At 65.1% G+C, this 17,869-nt stretch carries 11 protein-coding genes; 10 read left to right on the top strand and 1 reads right to left on the bottom strand.

Annotated features, from left to right (window positions below; translation table 11 throughout):
- The first annotated feature begins 106 nt into the window (after positions 1-106).
- The 7 genes from CXY74_RS16285 to fdhD all read left to right on the top strand — a co-directional run bounded on the left by CXY74_RS16285 (position 107) and on the right by fdhD (position 9,739).
- The gene (locus CXY74_RS16285; RefSeq protein WP_158252384.1) at positions 107-1,294 is read left to right on the top strand and encodes a sugar diacid recognition domain-containing protein; all 1,188 of its coding nucleotides are present in this window, start codon (positions 107-109) and stop codon (positions 1,292-1,294) included.
- Positions 1,295-1,369: 75 nt separating this feature from the next.
- On the top strand, positions 1,370-2,542 hold the full coding sequence (locus CXY74_RS16280; RefSeq protein ID WP_104201385.1) for a glycerate kinase: 1,173 nt from the start codon (positions 1,370-1,372) through the stop codon (positions 2,540-2,542).
- A gap of 35 nt (positions 2,543-2,577) precedes the next feature.
- Positions 2,578-3,936 carry a GntP family permease gene (locus CXY74_RS16275; RefSeq protein ID WP_104201384.1) on the top strand — a complete coding sequence of 453 codons (1,359 nt, stop codon included), beginning with the start codon at positions 2,578-2,580 and terminating at the stop codon, positions 3,934-3,936.
- 149 nt (positions 3,937-4,085) lie between these two features.
- A complete protein-coding gene (locus tag CXY74_RS16270; RefSeq protein WP_104201383.1) occupies positions 4,086-6,191 on the top strand; it encodes a PhoX family phosphatase in 2,106 nt (701 codons plus the stop codon).
- Between the two features lie 181 nt (positions 6,192-6,372).
- A complete protein-coding gene (gene fdhA / locus CXY74_RS16265) occupies positions 6,373-7,590 on the top strand; it encodes a formaldehyde dehydrogenase, glutathione-independent (protein ID WP_104201382.1) in 1,218 nt (405 codons plus the stop codon).
- A gap of 232 nt (positions 7,591-7,822) precedes the next feature.
- Positions 7,823-8,839: a GTP 3',8-cyclase MoaA gene (gene moaA / locus CXY74_RS16260; RefSeq protein ID WP_233193637.1), complete on the top strand. Its 1,017-nt coding sequence runs from the start codon at positions 7,823-7,825 to the stop codon at positions 8,837-8,839.
- Positions 8,840-8,887: 48 nt separating this feature from the next.
- Positions 8,888-9,739: a formate dehydrogenase accessory sulfurtransferase FdhD gene (gene fdhD / locus CXY74_RS16255; protein ID WP_104201380.1), complete on the top strand. Its 852-nt coding sequence runs from the start codon at positions 8,888-8,890 to the stop codon at positions 9,737-9,739.
- A gap of 131 nt (positions 9,740-9,870) precedes the next feature.
- Here the strand turns inward: fdhD and CXY74_RS16250 are convergent, their stop codons facing one another.
- Positions 9,871-12,171 (bottom strand): FdhF/YdeP family oxidoreductase, encoded by a 2,301-nt coding sequence (locus tag CXY74_RS16250; RefSeq protein ID WP_104201379.1) that lies wholly within the window; start codon positions 12,169-12,171, stop codon positions 9,871-9,873.
- Positions 12,172-12,379: 208 nt separating this feature from the next.
- On the opposite strand from CXY74_RS16250, the gene CXY74_RS16245 reads away from it, so the two are divergent.
- The 3 genes from CXY74_RS16245 to CXY74_RS16235 all read left to right on the top strand — a co-directional run bounded on the left by CXY74_RS16245 (position 12,380) and on the right by CXY74_RS16235 (position 17,857).
- Positions 12,380-13,774 (top strand): OFA family MFS transporter, encoded by a 1,395-nt coding sequence (locus CXY74_RS16245; protein WP_104201561.1) that lies wholly within the window; start codon positions 12,380-12,382, stop codon positions 13,772-13,774.
- Positions 13,775-14,174: 400 nt separating this feature from the next.
- Positions 14,175-16,523 (top strand): glycosyltransferase, encoded by a 2,349-nt coding sequence (locus tag CXY74_RS16240; protein WP_104201378.1) that lies wholly within the window; start codon positions 14,175-14,177, stop codon positions 16,521-16,523.
- Positions 16,520-17,857, top strand: coding sequence for a nucleotide disphospho-sugar-binding domain-containing protein (locus CXY74_RS16235; protein ID WP_104201377.1), 1,338 nt, complete (start codon positions 16,520-16,522; stop codon positions 17,855-17,857). The genes CXY74_RS16240 and CXY74_RS16235 overlap by 4 nt, the downstream gene beginning before the upstream one ends.
- Positions 17,858-17,869: the final 12 nt, after the last annotated feature.

Here is a 17,869-nt window from a genome sequence, read left to right as displayed (position 1 = left end):
TCACTATCGAATATCTCTTCTAGGTAAAAGTGTATGTCACCCCACCGACATGCGCCATGGGCGATCGCCTGCGGCCCAGCTGACGCTCGCGATCTACGATGGCCAGATGATCGAAGTAACACCGAACGGCACTGCACCGACCGGCACTGCACCGACCGGCACTGCACCGACCGGCAGCTCACCCAGCACAGCGCAGATCACCAGGGAGCTCGCCCAGCGTCTGGTCGAACAACTTGCGCCGAGCCTCGTGCACAACGTGAACATCATGGATGCGACCGGCATGATTATTGGCTCGATGGACGCCGCCCGCATCGGTATCCGGCACGATGGAGCCCGGGAGGCGGCGTTCCGCGGCGAAGCGGTACACATCGCCCCCGGTGACGAACACCAAGGCACCCGGCCGGGCGTGAACATTCCGCTGATCCTCGATGGCTACGTCGTCGCGGTCGTGGGGGTCACCGGAACCCCAGCAGAGGTTCTACCGGTCGCGCAGGTGCTGGTGCTGACCGTTCACATGCTGCTCACCCAGGAACGACTGCGCGACAACGCGTCGTGGCGAGAATCGGCGACCCGGGACATCCTCTCGACTTTGTCGCTGGGCAAACTCACCGAAACCCGCCTGATATCGGGGTTGCGGGGCATCGATGTGCCCCTGCAGCCGCCGTGGAACCTGACCGGAGTTTTCAACACAGCGCCCGGCGCGAACTCGTCGGTGTCGCTGCTGCGCCAGCTGCGCGAGCTCTCCGGGGTGGTGGCCGCCGATATCAACGGCGCCGTCTGGGTGCTGAGCGGATCGTCGACGGCGATCGGCCTGTCCTTGCTCCGGCAACGCCTGCAACAGTCCCGCGCGCAGCCCCTGTGGTTTCTGACCGGGCGGGTCGGCGCGACGATGCCGCAACTCACCGGTGACGCGGAGCGCCTCGGCACGCTGCTGGCCCGGCCCGGACTGCTCGTCCCATTCAGCACGCGGGCCAGCCCCGAGATTCGGCTCGACTCACTGGGGCTCGAACTTGCGATCGCCGGCCTGCCCGACGCCATGATCGACGACCTCGCCGCGTCGGTACTCGCCCCGCTCAGTGACACCCTGCGCGAAACCGCCCGGGTGTTTCTCGGCAAAGAACTGTCGATCGCCGGCGCTGCGCGAGCGCTCGGCGTGCACCGCAATACCGTCGTGCAGCGACTCGACCGCATCGAAGTGCTCACGACCCTCAACATGCGGCATTTCAGTTCCGCCGTCTCGATGCGGGTCGCACTGGCGGCCGACGACGCCCTCTATGTGTGCGGTGCACAGTAATCGTCTCGAAACTCAGCGAAAAATATGGGTTCACTCGACCTGAATATGTGCACGATTGTGACCTAGCCTGAACGAATGAACGGTCGCCCGGCATTGAAGCCGCTCACAATAGTCATCGCGCCGGATTCGTTCAAGGGAAGCCTCAGCGCCTCCGCCACCGCCGCTGCCATGGCCGACGGTGCCCGCGACGCCGCCATCGCCCTCGGTCTGCCGCAGGCCCAGATCACGCTCTGTCCGATGGCGGACGGCGGTGAGGGGACCCTCGATGCCATCGCCGCTGTCTGGGGCGTCGAACCCCGCACCATGCCCACCGTCGATGCGCTTGGCCGCAGCCGACTGGCCCGCTATGCTCGGTCAGCTAATGGCCGGGTCGGCCTGATCGAGGCAGCCGAGTCCAATGGTTTGCCACTGGTAGCGGATACCGCGCCCCAGCCCCAGCGTGCCGACACCTTCGGTGTCGGTCTGCTCGCCTGGGAATTACTCGACCAAAATGTCGAGGAGATTCTGCTCTGTATCGGCGGCTCGGCCAGCACCGACGGTGGAACCGGCCTGCTCGCCGCGCTCGGCGCACGCTTCCTCGATGCGGCCGGCGAAATCGTCGCTCCCGGCGGGGCCGGACTGGCGCAGATCGAGTCGATCGACCTCGCCGGACTACACCCGCACGCCCGCGCCGTGCGCTGGCGTGTCGCCGTCGACGTGAACAATCCGCTCTGCGGCTCGACCGGCGCCGCCGCGGTGTTCGGCCCGCAAAAGGGTGCCGCGCCGAGTGACATTGCCGAGCTCGACGCCGGTCTGGCCCACCTCGCCGCCATCGTTCTGGGCGAAACCGGCGAGGACATGACCGACCGGCCCGGTGCGGGAGCGGCCGGCGGTATGCCGGCCACTCTGGTGCCGTTGCTTCGCGCCGAGCTGGTTCCCGGCTCCACCCTGGTAGCGGATGCCGTCGGCCTCGCCGACAAAATCGCCGACGCCGACCTCGTGCTCACCGGTGAAGGCAGCTTCGACTCCCAATCCCTCGGCGGCAAGGTAGCCGTGGCTGTCGCTCGTCTGGCCCCGGCAGGATGCCCGGTCGTCGTCATCGCGGGACGGGTGTCACTGCCTGCGGCCGACACCGCAGCATCCGGGGTCACCGCCGCCTTCTCGATCGCCGGCGGACCGGCGACCCTCGACGACCTGCAGCACCACGCGGCCGAACGTGTGCGCGACACGACGGCGCAGGCCGTCGCCCTCTTTCTTCAGTCCCACTAGTTGCCGCTCCACCCAGAAATAGAAAGATCGTCTCAATGCTGAGCATTGCCATCCTGCTGACTCTCGTCGCCGCCATCGTCTTCGCCACCGCCAAGCTGAAGATCAATCCCTTTCTCGCCTTGCTCGCCGCCGCCTTAATCGGTGGTTTCGCATTCGGGTTGCCGGTCGACACGATCGCCTCGACCATCACGACGGCCTTCGGCGCCACTCTGGGCAACATCGGTCTGATCATTCTGTTCGGCACCATCATCGGGGTGATCCTCGAGCGCACCGGCGCCGCCATCGCCATGGCCGAAGCCCTCATTCGGGTGCTGGGCACCCGGTTCCCGACCCTCACCATGAGCGTCATCGGCTTCATCGTGTCGATCCCGGTGTTCTGTGACTCCGGCTTCGTGATTCTAAATTCGCTCAAGAAATCGCTCGCCGCCCGAGCCAAGGTGTCGCTGGTGGCGATGACGATCGCGCTGATGACCGGCCTGTACGCCACCCACGTGTTCGTGCCGCCGACCCCCGGACCGCTCGCCGCCGCCGGCAATCTCAACGTCATCGACCAGCTCGGACTGATCATCGGATTCGGCCTGATCGCCGCTGCGGTTTCTGCGGTGGCCGGGCTGCTCTGGGCGAACCGGTTCCTGAAGAAGAACATCGAGCTCATGCCGGAAGTGGCCGGTGAAGAAGATGAGCAGGACTACGACAAGATTCGCGCCTCCTATGGCAAACTGCCTCACGCGTTCATGGCCTTTTTGCCGATTCTCGCGCCGATCCTGTTGATCTGCATCGCCTCGATCGCCAAGCTTCCCAGCCTGCCGTTCGGCGAGTCCGGCCTGTACATAGCCGTCGTCTTTCTCGGCACCCCGGTCATCGCCCTGGCCGTCGGCTTGCTCGCCTCCCTGTTTCTACTGCGGGGCAAGGGCAAGCTCGACATGTTCGGTGAACGCGTCACAGAGGGCATCCGCATCTCGGCACCTATCCTGCTGATCACGGCCTCCGGTGCTGCCTTCGGAGCCGTTCTCGCCGCCTCCGACCTCACCGACTTTCTCGGCAGTTCCCTGTCGACCCTCGGGCTCGGGCTCGCTGTGCCGTTCCTGATCTCGGCCGCGCTCAAGACTGCCCAGGGCTCATCTACGGTAGCGATGGTGACGACCTCGGTGTTGCTGTTGCCCCTGCTGCCGGCACTCGGCCTTGATTCTGACTTGGGCAAGGTGCTTTCAGTGCTCGCGATCGGCGCCGGCGCCATGGTGGTCTCGCACGCCAACGACAGCTTCTTCTGGGTGGTGTCGCAGCTCAGCCGTATTCCCGTAGCGACCGCGTACCGCACGCTCACCCCGGCCACGGCAATTCAGGGTGTCGCCGGTTTCGCCGCCGTCTGGGTGATCGGCCTCATCGTTCTGTAGGCCCGTGTAACTGTAGGCCCGTGTAACTGCAAATCTGTGTGCCCGGCGACACCGAGCGTTCATGTTCGGTTAACCCTCGAGACACCGCGCGGCGGGAGAGTAGACTCGCCCCCAGTTCGGGGCAGAACCTAACCATGAGGAGCGCTCGCATGTTGAATCGTGAATCCACCGGCCCCCGTCAGCACACGACCGATCGTGTTCGGCCGTTGCTGCCGCTGCTGCCCATGGAGGGGCACACGCTCGGCAAGCGCAGCGCGGTCACCTGCCACCTCAAGTGCGCTGACGCCTGCTTCCACCCGGTGCCCAACGAGAGCAAGAACGACTACTTTCGTGACATCGTCGGCGCTGCACTGAGCCGCCGTTCCCTGCTCGTGGGCGTGGGCGTCGGTGCTGCGGCGATCGTACTCGGGTCGGGCCAGTCGGTACCCGCGCTGGCGGCACCCGGCGGTCCGGTCAGCCGTGGCCTCGCATTCACGCCGATCGCGCCCGTTCCGGCCGCCGTCGACGCCTTCTCGGTGCCCGCCGGCTATTCCTGGAACCCCATCATCCGCTGGGGGGACCCGCTATTCGCCGCCACTGACCGGTTCGACCCAGAACACCAGACGGCCGCCTTGCAGGCGCTCCAGTTCGGCTACAACAACGACTACCTCGACATCCTCGAGGGTCCGGGGCGCAAAGGGCGGGACGGCATCCTCGTCACCAACCACGAATACACCAACGAGAACATCATGTTCGCCCCCGCCACGACACCGGCCGAGGCCGATGAGCAGCGTCGCATTGCCATGATGGCCCACGGCATGTCCGTGGTCGCCCTCGAACGAAAGCGCGCCGGGCAGCCCTGGACCTACCGGGTGGGTGACCGCCTCAACCGGCGCATCACCGCGAGCACGCCGTTCACCGTCACTGGTCCGGCCGCCGGCAGTGATCTGCTGAAGACGAAGGGCGACCCCACCGGCCGTACCGTGCTCGGCACCCTCGGCAACTGCGCCGGTGGCACCACCCCCTGGGGCACGGTGCTCTCCGGCGAGGAGAATTTCAACGGATACTTTCGCACGAACGGCACCAGCACAGCTGATGCCCGTTACGGCCTGGCCAACCGCCCCACCGGTCGGCTCTGGGAGCAGATCGACGACCGCTTCGATGCCACCGTCGCCGGAAACGAGAACGAGCCCAACCGATTCGGCTGGATCGTGGAGATCGACCCGGAAGCACCGAACGAGCCCCCGGTCAAGCACACTGCGCTCGGACGGTTCAAGCACGAGGGCGCCAACGTGATCGTCGGAAAGACCGGCCATGTCGCCGCCTACATGGGCGACGACGAACGCTTCGACTACCTCTACAAGTTCGTCTCCCACGACCGCTTCGACAAGAAGAAGAGCCCGAAGGCGCGCACCCACAACAAGTCCCTGCTCACCAGGGGGTCCCTGTACGTGGCCCGGTTTACGGGCAACTCGCCAGCCGGCGAGATCACCGGCACCGGCCAGCTGCCCGCCGACGGGCAATTCGACGGCACCGGCCAGTGGCTGGCGCTCGTCATCGACGGCGTCTGCCAGGTTCCCGGCTTCACCACGGATGATGCGCTCGTGAACACCCGCCTGGTCGCGGATGCCGTCGGCGCCACCAAAATGGACCGCTGCGAAGACGTCGAGCCGAGCCCGGTGACCGGCAAGATCTATGTCGCCTGCACCAACAACAGCGATCGTGGCCGGCCTGGCAAGGAGGGTGCCACCGAGGCCAACCCGCGGACGATCAACCGCGACGGTCACATCGTGGAAATCACTGAAACCGGATCCGACGCCACCTCGGTGACCTTCGACTGGAACCTGCTGCTCGTCTGCGGCGACCCGAAGACCAACACCAGCACCTACTTCGCTGGTTTCCCGAGCGACAAGGTGTCGCCAATATCCTGCCCAGACAACGTGGCCTTCGACACCGAGGGCAACCTGTGGATCTCCACCGACGGCGCACCGAGCACGATCGGATTCTGCGACGGACTGTTCAAGGTTCCGCTCGCCGGACCCGAGCGCGGGCGGGTGCAACAGTTCCTCGCGGTGCCGCGGCAGGCGGAGACCTGCGGACCGGTTATCCGCTCGGAGCAGTCGATGGTCTATGTCGCCGTGCAGCATCCGGGGGAGGACGGCAGCTGGGCCGCCCAGGCCAGCCGATTCCCGGACTATGTTGCGCTGGGGGCGACCGCTCCGGCTGGCGCGTGGGCCGGGCCGCGGCCATCCGTCGTGCAGGTCTGGAAGCCCTGAGTCGTTCCCCGTTCTGGTCGTTCCTGTGGCCAGAACGGGGGCCACGAACTGGGAGTTTGCTGATTGTAATTTCTGAGATTCGTGGTGAAGTAAAGGGGCTGCTGTCAGAAATGGCAGCGCTCACCCAATGTGGAGAAGGTCGTCTGGTCTGCTCCGCGAAGAAAAACGAGGAAGGTAATTCATGACGGGGAACAGAGCAGTTGCCTACAAAAGTGCTGGAGTCGTCGAGGTCATTGACATCGACTACCCCACGTTCGAACTCAAAGATGGACCGGGTGTCAACCCGGCCAACATCGGCCGGAAGGTGCCGCACGGCGTCATTCTCAGAACAGTAACCACCAATATTTGCGGCTCCGATCAGCACATGGTGCGTGGCCGCACGACCGCACCGGCGAACCTGGTGCTGGGTCACGAAATCACCGGCGAAGTGGTCGAAACTGGTCCCGACGTCGAATTCATCAAGGTCGGCGACATCGTGTCGGTACCGTTCAACATCAGCTGCGGTCGCTGTCGCAACTGCAAGGAACGCAAGACCGGCATCTGCCTCAACGTCAACCCGGACCGTCCGGGTAGTGCATACGGCTACGTCGACATGGGCGGTTGGGTGGGAGGCCAGGCCGAGTACGTGCTGGTACCCTACGCCGACTGGAACCTGCTGAAGTTTCCCGACCGGGACCAGGCGCTCGAGAAGATCATGGACCTCACCATGCTGTCCGACATCTTCCCGACCGGATTCCACGGCGCCTACACTGCCGGTGCCAGTATCGGATCGACCGTCTACGTCGCCGGTGCCGGCCCGGTGGGCCTCGCGGCCGCCGTCTCGGCGCAGCTGCTGGGCGCGGCCGTCGTCATCGTCGGTGACATGAACGCGGAGCGACTCGCGCAGGCCCGCAGCTTCGGCTGCGAGACCATCGACCTCAGCAAAGGCGAGCCGGGGGAGCAGATCGAACAGATCCTCGGCGTGCCAGAGGTTGACGCCGGCGTCGACGCGGTGGGCTTTGAAGCGCGCGGCCACGGTAAGGACGCCGACCACGAGGCTCCGGCCACCGTGCTCAACTCACTCATGACGGTTACAGCGGCCGGCGGTGCCCTCGGCATTCCAGGCCTCTACGTCACGGGTGACCCGGGGGCCAAGGAAAAGGCCGCCCAGGTGGGCTCGCTGTCGATTCGTTTGGGACTCGGCTGGGCCAAATCGCTGTCGTTCACCACCGGCCAGTGCCCGGTGATGAAGTACAACCGCCAGCTGATGATGGCGATTCTGTACGACAAGGTACACATCGCCAAGGCCGTCAATGCCCAGGCGATCAGCCTCGAAGATGCTCCGCGTGGCTATGCCGAATTCGACGCCGGTGCGGCGACGAAGTACGTGCTGAACCCCAATGGTTACGTCAAGGGCTAACAGCAGTTAAGCGGATGGCCCGCCCGGGGATTCTCCCGGGCGGGCCATCCTTGTATCGAAATTGATCAGCATCCGCTTAGAACCCATGTTCTGGGCATCCCCGTGCGGGGCGCGGGGTTAGGCTGGAACCATGACCGGCGCCGACTTTGCACAATCAGCTCCGCGCTTCTATCGAGAGCGCGCGGACATTCCGTTGAACCTCGAAACGCCCACAGGGACCGTGACCGACCGGATGAACCGGCCGTTGCATGACCTGCGCCTGAGCGTCACCGACCGCTGCAACTTTCGTTGTGTGTACTGCATGCCCAAAGAGATTTTTGGTCGCGACTTCGCGTTCATGGAGCACGACGAGCTCCTCAGCTTCGAGGAACTGACCCGGCTCGGGCGCATAGCCGTCGCCCATGGCGTCGAGAAGATCCGGCTGACCGGCGGTGAACCGCTGCTTCGCAAGGGGCTTGAAGATCTCATCTCCCAACTGGCCGAGCTGCGCACTCCCGACGGCCGTGAGATTGACATCGCGCTCACCACGAACGGGTCGGCGCTGGCTGTCAAGGCGCAGGCGCTCAAGGATGCCGGACTGAAGCGAGTCACCGTGTCCCTCGACTCGCTCGACGACACCACTTTTCGCACCATGAACGATGTGAAATTTCCCGTTGCGAAGGTACTGCACGGCATCGACGTGGCCGAAGCGGTCGGGCTCGGCCCGATCAAGGTCAACATGGTGGTGCAGCGCGGCAAGAACGACCAGGACATCGTGGCCATGGCCCGCCACTTCAAGGACACCCCGTATATCTTGCGGTTTATCGAATTCATGGACGTCGGCACCAGCAACGGCTGGGAGATGGGCGCGGTTGTGCCGTCGAAGGACGTCATCGCGCGCATCCATGCCGAGTTGCCGCTCGAAGAGATCGCCCCGAACTACAGCGGTGAAACCTCAAGGCGCTGGCGCTACCGGGACGGCGGCGGCGAGATCGGCGTTATCTCGAGCGTGACCCAGTCGTTCTGCCAGTCCTGCTCCCGCGCCCGCGTCTCCACCGACGGCAAACTGTTCACCTGCCTGTTTGCCACCGAGGGCCACGATCTGCGGGCACTCATGCGCGGCGGCTGCTCCGACGCCGAACTGTCCACCGTCATGGCACACCTTTGGCGGGAGCGCACCGACCGCTATTCGCAGCTGCGGAGCGCGAAGACCAGTGAGTTGCGGGCATCCGGTGCCAAAAAAATCGAAATGTCCTATATCGGCGGTTAATCAACAGCCTGGAGCGCGGTAACGGCACCAGCGTGGGAGACTTTAAGAATGAACAGAATTACCGCGCGACGCAAAATCACCCGAATCACCGTTGGTGCCCAGCCTCTGGCTGGCGAGGACCTGCTGGCGGTTGAAGAACCCCTGGAAATTCGAGTGAACGGCCGCCGCCTCGCCGTCACGATGCGCACCCCGGGCAACGACATCGACCTTGCAGCTGGGTTTCTGGTCTCGGAGGGCGTCATCACACGGGGTGACGACTTCAATTCGGCCCGCTACTGCGCCGGGGCGATCGACGGAGTCAACACCTATAACGTGCTCGACGTCACCCTCGGTGCCGGCGTCGCGCCGCCGGCACCGAGCCTGGAGCGCTCCCTCATCACCAACAGCTCCTGTGGCCTGTGCGGCAAAGAGAGCATCGATGCCGTGCGCACCAAATCAGTCTTCACGATAGCGGATGACGCGGTGCACGTGACTGCCGAATCGCTCACGACTTTTCCTGACAAGCTGCGCGCCGGGCAGAACGTGTTCGAGAAGACTGGCGGCATCCACGCTGCCGGACTGTTCGATGCCGCCACCGGCGAACTCCTCGTGCTGCGCGAAGATGTCGGCCGGCACAACGCCGTCGACAAGGTCATCGGCTGGGCGGTCAAAGAGAACAGGCTGCCGTTGACCGGCACGGTTCTCATGGTGTCGAGCCGGGCAAGTTTCGAACTCACCCAGAAAGCCCTGATGGCGGGCATTCCGGTGCTCGCGGCGGTCTCGGCGCCGTCGTCACTCGCCGCGGAGTTCGCCGCCGAGGTTGGTATGACCCTGGTCGGTTTTCTCCGCGGCAACTCCATGGTCGTCTACGCCGGCGGCGACCGGATCATCGACGCACAGCATGACGAGCAGGCCGCCTGACTCAGGCTACGCGCCGGCGGCGACCGGATCGTCGACGCACAGCGTGATAAGCAGGCCGCCGGGCCCCGGCTAGGCGCCGGCGGCGACCGGATCATCGACGCACAGCGTGATGATCAGGTCGCCGGGTACAGCTAGGCGGCGGCGCCGGCGGGAACGAAGCGCACGGTCATGGCCTTGTAGCCGGGGGTGTTCGACTCCCGGGCCACGAGCTCGCGGTGCATGAGCGCGTTCGCCTCCGGGAAGTACGCCGCCGCGCAGCCGCGCGGTGTCGGGTAGACCACGAGGCGGAACGTGTCGGCTCGGCGCTCAACGCCCTGGAACGTGCTGATCACGTCGACCATATCGCGGTCGACGAAGCCCAGCTCGGTGACGTCGTCTTCGTGGATGAGGATGACGCGACGACCGTTCTTGATGCCGCGGTAGCGGTCGTCAAGCCCGTAGAACGTGGTGTTGTACTGATCGTGGCTGCGGATGGTCTGCAAGATCAAGTGGCCCTCTGGCGCCGACAAATACTCGATCGGGCTCACTGTGAACCGGGCCAGACCAATGTCGGTGGCAAAGCTACGTGTATCGCGCGGGGGGTTGGGCAGTACGAAGCCGTTCTTGGTCTTGAGCCGAACGTTGAAATCGGCGAAGCCGGGCACGACGCGGGAGATGTGGTCACGAACGATGTCGTAGTCATCCGCCATCGCCTTCCAATCGACCGCGTGGTCGTCGCCGAGCGTGGCGTGGGCCATGCGGGCGATGATCACCGGTTCGGCAAGCAGGTGCTCCGACACCGGCTCGAGGCGTCCCTGAGTGGTGCGAACGACCGACATCGAGTCTTCCACCGAGAGCACCTGACGGCCAGACGGATGCTTGTCATCGGTATCCGTACGGCCGAGGGTCGGCAGAATGAGCGAGGTCAAACCGTGCATGACGTGCGAGCGATTGGGCTTGGTGGAGACGTGCACGGTGAGACCGACGCGCTGCATGGCCTTCTCCAGCAAATCGGTATCGGAGCAGGCCAGGGCGAAGTTGCCACCCATGGAGACGAACACGTCGACGCGGTCGTGCACGAAAGCATCCACCGTATCGACGGAGTCGAGGCCGTGCTCGCGCGGGGATACGATGCCGAACTCGGCGTCGAGAGCGGCGAGCATGGGCTCCTTCGGCTTCTCCCACACACCCATGGTGCGGTCGCCCTGCACGTTGGAGTGGCCGCGCACCGGGCACGCGCCGGCGCCAGGCTTGCCGAAGTTGCCCTGCAGGAGCAGCAGGTTGATGATTTCCTTGAGGGTGTTCACCGAGTGTGGCTGCTGGGTCAGTCCGAGCGCCCAGCAGATGATGGTGGCTTTGCTCGCGATGAGCAGCTGCGCCACGGTCTCGATTGCGGCACGGTCCAGGCCGGTGGCCTTCTTCGTCTCGGTCCAGTCGATCACCGATCGCGCTGCCCGATAAGCCTCGATGCCGTCGGTGTTCGCGGCGACGAACTCATGGTCGATGACTGACCCTGGCACGCGCGCTTCTTCTTCGAGCAGCAGGTGGCCGAGCGCCTGGAACAGGGCCAGGTCGCCCCCGACCTTGATCTGCAGAAATTCATCGGCCAGGTTGGTGCCCTTGCCGACGACGCCCTTCGGGGTCTGCGGGTCCATGAAGTTGAACAGTCCGGCTTCGGGCAGAGGGTTGACGGCCACAATCTTGCCGCCGTTGTCCTTGCATTCGGCCAAAGCCGACAGCATGCGCGGGTGGTTGGTGCCCGGGTTCTGGCCAACCACCAAAATGAGTTCAGCCCGGTGGATGTCTTCGAGCGAGACCGTACCCTTGCCGATGCCGATCGTGGGATTCAGCGCTGAGCCCGACGACTCGTGGCACATATTGGAGCAGTCCGGCAGGTTATTGGTGCCGATGGACCGTGCGAACAGTTGGTACATGAACGCCGACTCATTGGCGGTGCGGCCGGACGTGTAGAAGACGGTGCGGTCGGGCACGGTGGCGCGAATCTGCTCACCGATGAGCTCGAAAGCATCATCCCAGGAGATCTGCGAGTAGTGCGTGTCGCCCGGGCGAATGACGACGGGATGCGTAATGCGCCCCTGGTTTCCGAGCCAATACTCGGTTTTCGTAGCAAGCTCGGCGATGGAATGCTCTGCCCAGAACTCGGGCGTCACCGTGCGCAGCGTGCTCTCTTCAGCGACGGCCTTTGCGCCGTTTTCGCAGAACTCCGCGGTCTTGCGATGTCCCTGAGATTCCGGCCACGCGCAGCCGGGGCAGTCGGTGCCGTCGCGCTGATTAAGGCGCAGCAGTGACCGCGCGGTACGCATCACACCAGCCTGGGCGATACCTCGATCGAGCGCCACCACTACGGCTCCGACACCCGCCGCGTGGGTCTTGGGGGCGGTTACAACGAGATTATCTTCGTTGATGTCTTCGATGGGAGCTGAACGTGTCATATACCTATCCTGCCTTGCCGCAAGAGGGAATTCCCCCGAAATATGAAATGGGTATAAATTTGGGGACGAAATTTGCGCGGTGAATCGTCTAGTATTGCCTCCGCAGACTATTCCACCTATCCGTTTGCGGAGTACGTCCACGGCCATCGTGGACAGCCGAAACGCACAGCAGAGTCGCTATCGCCTTACCGGCAGCAAGGACATCTCCATGAGCTGGCTCGACCGAGACCGCACCATCGCCCCACCTGGATTCAACCGCTGGCTGATTCCGCCCGCTGCACTGGCCGTGCATCTCTGTATCGGCCAGGCCTACGCCACGAGTGTGTACAAGACGGCGCTCGTGGCGCACTTCGACGCCAGCCTGGTGCAGATCGGGGTGATCTTCTCGATCGCCATCGTGATGCTCGGCCTGTCGGCGGCCATCATGGGTACCTGGGTCGACACCAACGGGCCGCGCAAGGCCATGTTCGTCGCGGCTCTGTTCTGGTCGGGCGGGTTCCTCATCGGTTCGCTCGGAATCTTTACGAACCAGCTGTGGCTGGTCTACGTCGGCTACGGCTTCATCGGCGGTATCGGGCTCGGCATCGGCTACATATCGCCCGTTTCGACGCTTATCAAGTGGTTTCCGGACCGCCCGGGCCTCGCCACCGGCATGGCCATCATGGGCTTTGGAGGCGGCGCCCTCATCGCCAGCCCGGTGTCGACGGCGCTACTCGGCTTCTATGACCCCAACTCCGGGGCAGCGAACTGGGTGGCCAGCGGCGATTCCGTGGGCAAGCTCTTTCTCACCCTTGCCGTGATCTATCTCGCGTACATGATGTTCGGCGCTTTCACGATCAAGGTTCCGGCTGCTGATTGGGTGCCGGCCGGATTCGATGCGTCCAAGGTGCGGGTCAAGGCCCTCGTCACGAGCAACCACGTTTCAGCCAAGAATGCCATTCGCACGCGTCAGTTCTGGCTGCTCTGGGTCGTCTTGTTCTGCAACGTCACGGCCGGTATCGGCATTCTCGAGCAGGCTGCACCGATGATCCAGGACTTCTTCCGGCAGAGTGACGGCAACTCGTTGGTCTCGGCGGCCGTTGCCGGAGGCTTTGTGGGCCTGTTGTCGCTCGCTAACATGGGTGGACGATTCGCCTGGTCGGCCACGTCGGACAAGACCGGACGCAAGAACATCTACATGGTCTACCTCGGCGTTGGCACGGTGTTGTACGTGCTGCTGGCCATCGTCGGGTCGAGCACGACGGCGCTCTACGTTGTTCTGGCCTTCATTATCATTTCTTTTTACGGTGGCGGTTTCGCTACGGCTCCGGCCTACCTGCGTGACCTGTTCGGAACCTTTCAGGTGGGGGCCATTCACGGCCGCCTGCTGACGGCCTGGTCGGCGGCCGGTATTGCCGGTCCGCTCATTGTCAACTCGTTCCTGGATGCTCAGGGCGCTCCGGGTGCGTTGACGGCAGCGGCCTATCAGCCGGCCCTGCTCACCATGGTGGGGCTGCTCGTTGTTGGCTTTGTGGCGAACCTGTTCGTGCGACCAGTTCACACCGACTATCACGAACCCGAAAAGCCGCTCGTCGGTGCACAAGCAAGGAAGGCACACGCATGAAGGTTTTAAAAGTCATCGTGGCTTGGGCGCTGGTGGGTATCCCGCTGGCCTTCGGCATTTCTCAGACACTCGCGAAGGTAACGGCCCTGTTCGGCTAAACCCGACGTTTGCAGACATAAACACATAGAGCCACGCCCCACTCACTGGGGCGTGGCTCTATTTTGCGTATTGCGCGCTCGGCGCTGATTAGGGCACTATGTCAGCCCGGGTGCTCTCATTCATGCAATGATGGCGAGTGGGGAAGTTGCTAGCCTAGCTAGCTATGCCTGATTCGTGCGCTTTCGTGTACGGGATCCTCAACGTTTCTCGAACCGGAAGTACCGAAATTCACCCATGTTCTCTCGTGGCAACCCCGAATCGCCACGATTGAACCGCGGAGTTTCACGAAAAGGAGCAGCCGATGGCTACCCACACCGCACTCGACGATCAACGATCCGCGGCAACGCTGCTCGAGGGAATTCGACGCGCCGACGACCTCACCGTCGCAGCCAGCCGCGATGGGGGCGCCCGCGCCGTGCGACTGCTCGCCCAAGCCGCGACCGATTTGAGCGACCAGCTCACCGCCATCGCCGCCGTTCACGCCCTCGCCCAGGTCTTCGACGACTCTGCCGATGAGGTGCTGGTGGCCCTGCTCTACCACGACTCCGCCTTTCTGCGTGAGCATGCCGCCTGGGCCTTTGGCGCCCGGCTGCCGCGCTACGACGCGATCGCCGGCCTGGTCACCCTGGTGCGGCAGGGTGGCTTTTCCGGCATGCTCGCTCAGCGCACCCTGGAACAGTGGGGCTCTTCGGCTGCGGACCAGGTGGCCCTGCTGCTGGAGGGATCGCTGCTCGGCATCTCCGAAATGGATGCCCGCGCCCGCCTCATCGAGACCATCGGCCTGATTCCCGGCCGCGTTCCCGAACGCCTGCTGCGTCGGGTGGCCACCGACAGCGCCGAGAGCCTGGACGCTCGTACCGCCGCAATTGCCGGCCTCGGCGATCGATCCCCGAGCGAAGCCGTGCTCGGTTTGCTCAGCGCTCTCACGCAAGACAGCGCAGCTGGCGGCGACGAGATCGAACTCGCAGCCGTAGCCCGGCTGGCACTGTTCGATCTCACGGTGACGAACGTGCCGCGGCCGAAATGGAACCGGGGCACCACGATCGCGCAGCTGTTCCTCCACGCCGACATCGACGGTGAACTCTCCACGGTGGGCGTCGGCGACAACGGCGGCATCGCGACCCTGCTGGTCCGGCTCGGTGACGCCCTCGTTGCTCGGCCGGCCGGCCGGCCGGCCGGCGGAACGCAGAGCGCCGCAGCATCCGCTCTTCGTGCGCCTTTCGCCGGCAGCCGTTTCACCGCTGGCCGCGCGAAAGAAACGGAATCGGTAGAGCGGGTCATCACCATGTCGCGTGGCACGCACGAGTCGGCGCTGAGCGGCCTGGCCAGTATCGGGAAGACCCGGCGTGGGCACTCATTCGCGGCGATTCCATTCGTTGGTGGCGCGGTCCCCTCGATCGATGCGTGGCCTCGGCGGGTTGCCGCGCAGCGCGGCATTCGGCGCATCCTCCGCTCGGCCGGTGTGGTGGATGCGATTCACCTGCGCATGGCCGACGTCGGCAGCCTCGCCGCTGCAACGGTGGCGCGGGACCTGGACATTCCGGTCGTCTTCACCGTCGCGCCAGACCCGCACGGAGTGATCGACTCCCTCGACGCGAGTGGCGCGCTCACCCGGGCCAACTTCGGCACCGTCGATGCCGTCGAGCACTTCTGGTTTCGCGCCCGCCTCGTGCAGCGGCTCGCTGCGGATGCCGCTCACACCGTGCTGTTTCCGCGACCGCGACTGCAGCAAGATATGGAACGTTTGACGGGAATCGACATTGACGCGCACCCGGAACGGCACTCGGTCATTCCCGAGGGAATCGATCTCGCCGTGATCGACCGCTCCCGCACGGATGCGCTCGGGTCTCTCGGACTCACCGGCGGAAGTCTGCTGGTTTCTGCCGAGGCGCATACCCGGGAAGCGGCGGAACCCGCAGCGGTGGCCTTCACCCAGCTCGACAACCTGCTCGGCACGCTCCCGACCGCTCGGCGAGGCCTGCCAGTGCTGATCAGCGTCGGTCGGCTGCACCGCGTGAAGGGTATGGCCAGCCTGGTCGAGGCGTGGAACGCTGACTCCGAACTGCGAGCTCGCTGCAATCTGCTGATTGTGGGAGGCGACCTGGAGCATCCGTCGTGTGATGAAGGGATCGAGTTGCAGCGCATGACCCACATCGTGCCCGGCGGCACCCTGGCCGGCGGCGCCCTGGCCGATCTGGCTGCCCGGGGCCTGCTGTTGGCTGGTCATCGCCCCAATGACACCGTCGCTCGGTGGCTGGCCGCCGTGCGCTACGGCCGCCCAGGCCTGGCGGCACCGTTCGGGGTGTACGTCTGCGCGAGTATGAAAGAAGAATTCGGAATCGCTCTGCTCGAGGCGATGGCCACCGGACTTACGGTGGTCGCGCCGAATGGGGGCGGACCGGCCACGTACATCGAGCACGGAGTGACGGGCATTCTCGTCGATACCGGTGACGGTGCCGCTCTCGCTCGCTCCATTGCGAAGGCCCTGGACCTCGCTGGCGGCGCGCAGGGTGGCGCCAATGCGGCACGAGCCCGCAGCATGGTCGCGAACAAGTTCACGATCGAAGCGATGGCGTCGGCACTCGGTGAGGTCTACCGCGGCGTCGCAGTGGCGACCGAGCCGGTCGCCTGGGAACTGAGCGTTTCGTGACCCTGCTGATCATCAGCCCGGACTACGCCTCGCACCTCTACCCACTCGCAACGCTCGGCGTTGCTTGGGCAGAGGCCGGCGAACGCGTCGTGGTCGCGAGCGGGCCGGCCACGGCCGACATCGTGACCGCGTTCGGGTTCGAACGGGAGCTTCTTCAACTGGGCCGCGGCTCCAACCCCGGCACGATCCGGGCCGAGCAGCAGCCCGCTGGCGAAGACGACGCCCTGCGGGGATTTTTCGATGCGACCCGCCGTGGAATGGTCGACACTTTGCAATTTCAGGCCGAGGCGCGCAGCAGCGATCTGCTCTACAACCCGGTCGTCATCGCTCGCGAGGTGCAGCGCATCGTCGCCCGGGTGCAGCCAGACCAGGTCATCGTCGACCACCTGGCCTTCAGCGCACGGCTGGGCTTGCTCAGTGCCGGCGTCGCGCACGCGGATGTCGTATTGGGGCATCCGTCTGCACTGCCCGTGGCCGCCGAGGTCTACGGTTACCCGCCGGCCTGGCCCGCCGTGTTCTCGCCCGCCGCCTCGGAACTGGCCCTGCTCCACGGGCAGTGCGCGGCCGTGCGCGACACCTTCACGGCCCAGTGGAACAATGCCCTGCGCGAGCTCGACCCGCATGCCGAGCCAAGCCGGGACGCCTTTCAGGAATCGGGCGACGTGCTCTTGCTCAACTACCCGGGCGAATTGCACGCGCCGGCGCGAACGAGGCTGCTGCCGCCCCACGTGTTTCTCGGATCTGCCGTGCGCTCCGAGGCCGTCGACCCCGAGGTCGAGGCGTGGCTGGCAGCCGATTCGCTGCCCGTTGTCTACGTCAGTTTCGGAAGTTTTCTCTCGGTGCGTGGCGACGTGCTCGCCCGCGTCGTCGCCGCCCTCGACGGCCTTCCGGTGCGGGTCGCCATCGCCGCCGGGGCGACCGATCCCACCGAGTTGGGGGCCTTGCCCGCCGCCTGGCTGGTGCGCGCGTTCCTGCCGCAGGTGCGCCTGCTGCAACAGGCCGTGCTCGCCGTCACCCACGGCGGCAACAACTCGGTCACCGAGGCGATGACGGCCGGAGTTCCGCTCGTTGTGCTGCCGTTCTCGACCGACCAGTTCGCCGGCGCGGCCGCTCTCGATGAGGCGGGCTTCGGCATCTCGTTGCCGCCCAATACCGCTACGGTTCTCGACCTGCGGGCCGCCTGTGAGCGGATGCTGCGCCTCAGCGCTGACTCGAGTGCCGACCCGAGTGGCGCCCCGCGCGCCCGCCTCGACGCGCTCGCGCTGTCGTTGACCAGGCGATCCGGGGCCGAGCGGGCCTACGCAGCTCTCACCCGGGTGCCCGCCCGGAGTTAGGCGAGGAACCGG

The sequence above is a fragment of the Cryobacterium sp. Y29 genome (assembly GCF_002929825.1).
In the GTDB taxonomy this organism is placed as follows: domain Bacteria; phylum Actinomycetota; class Actinomycetes; order Actinomycetales; family Microbacteriaceae; genus Cryobacterium.
The sequence above is the reverse complement of the archived record's forward strand: the minus strand, read 5'-3'. Positions and strand labels throughout refer to the sequence as shown.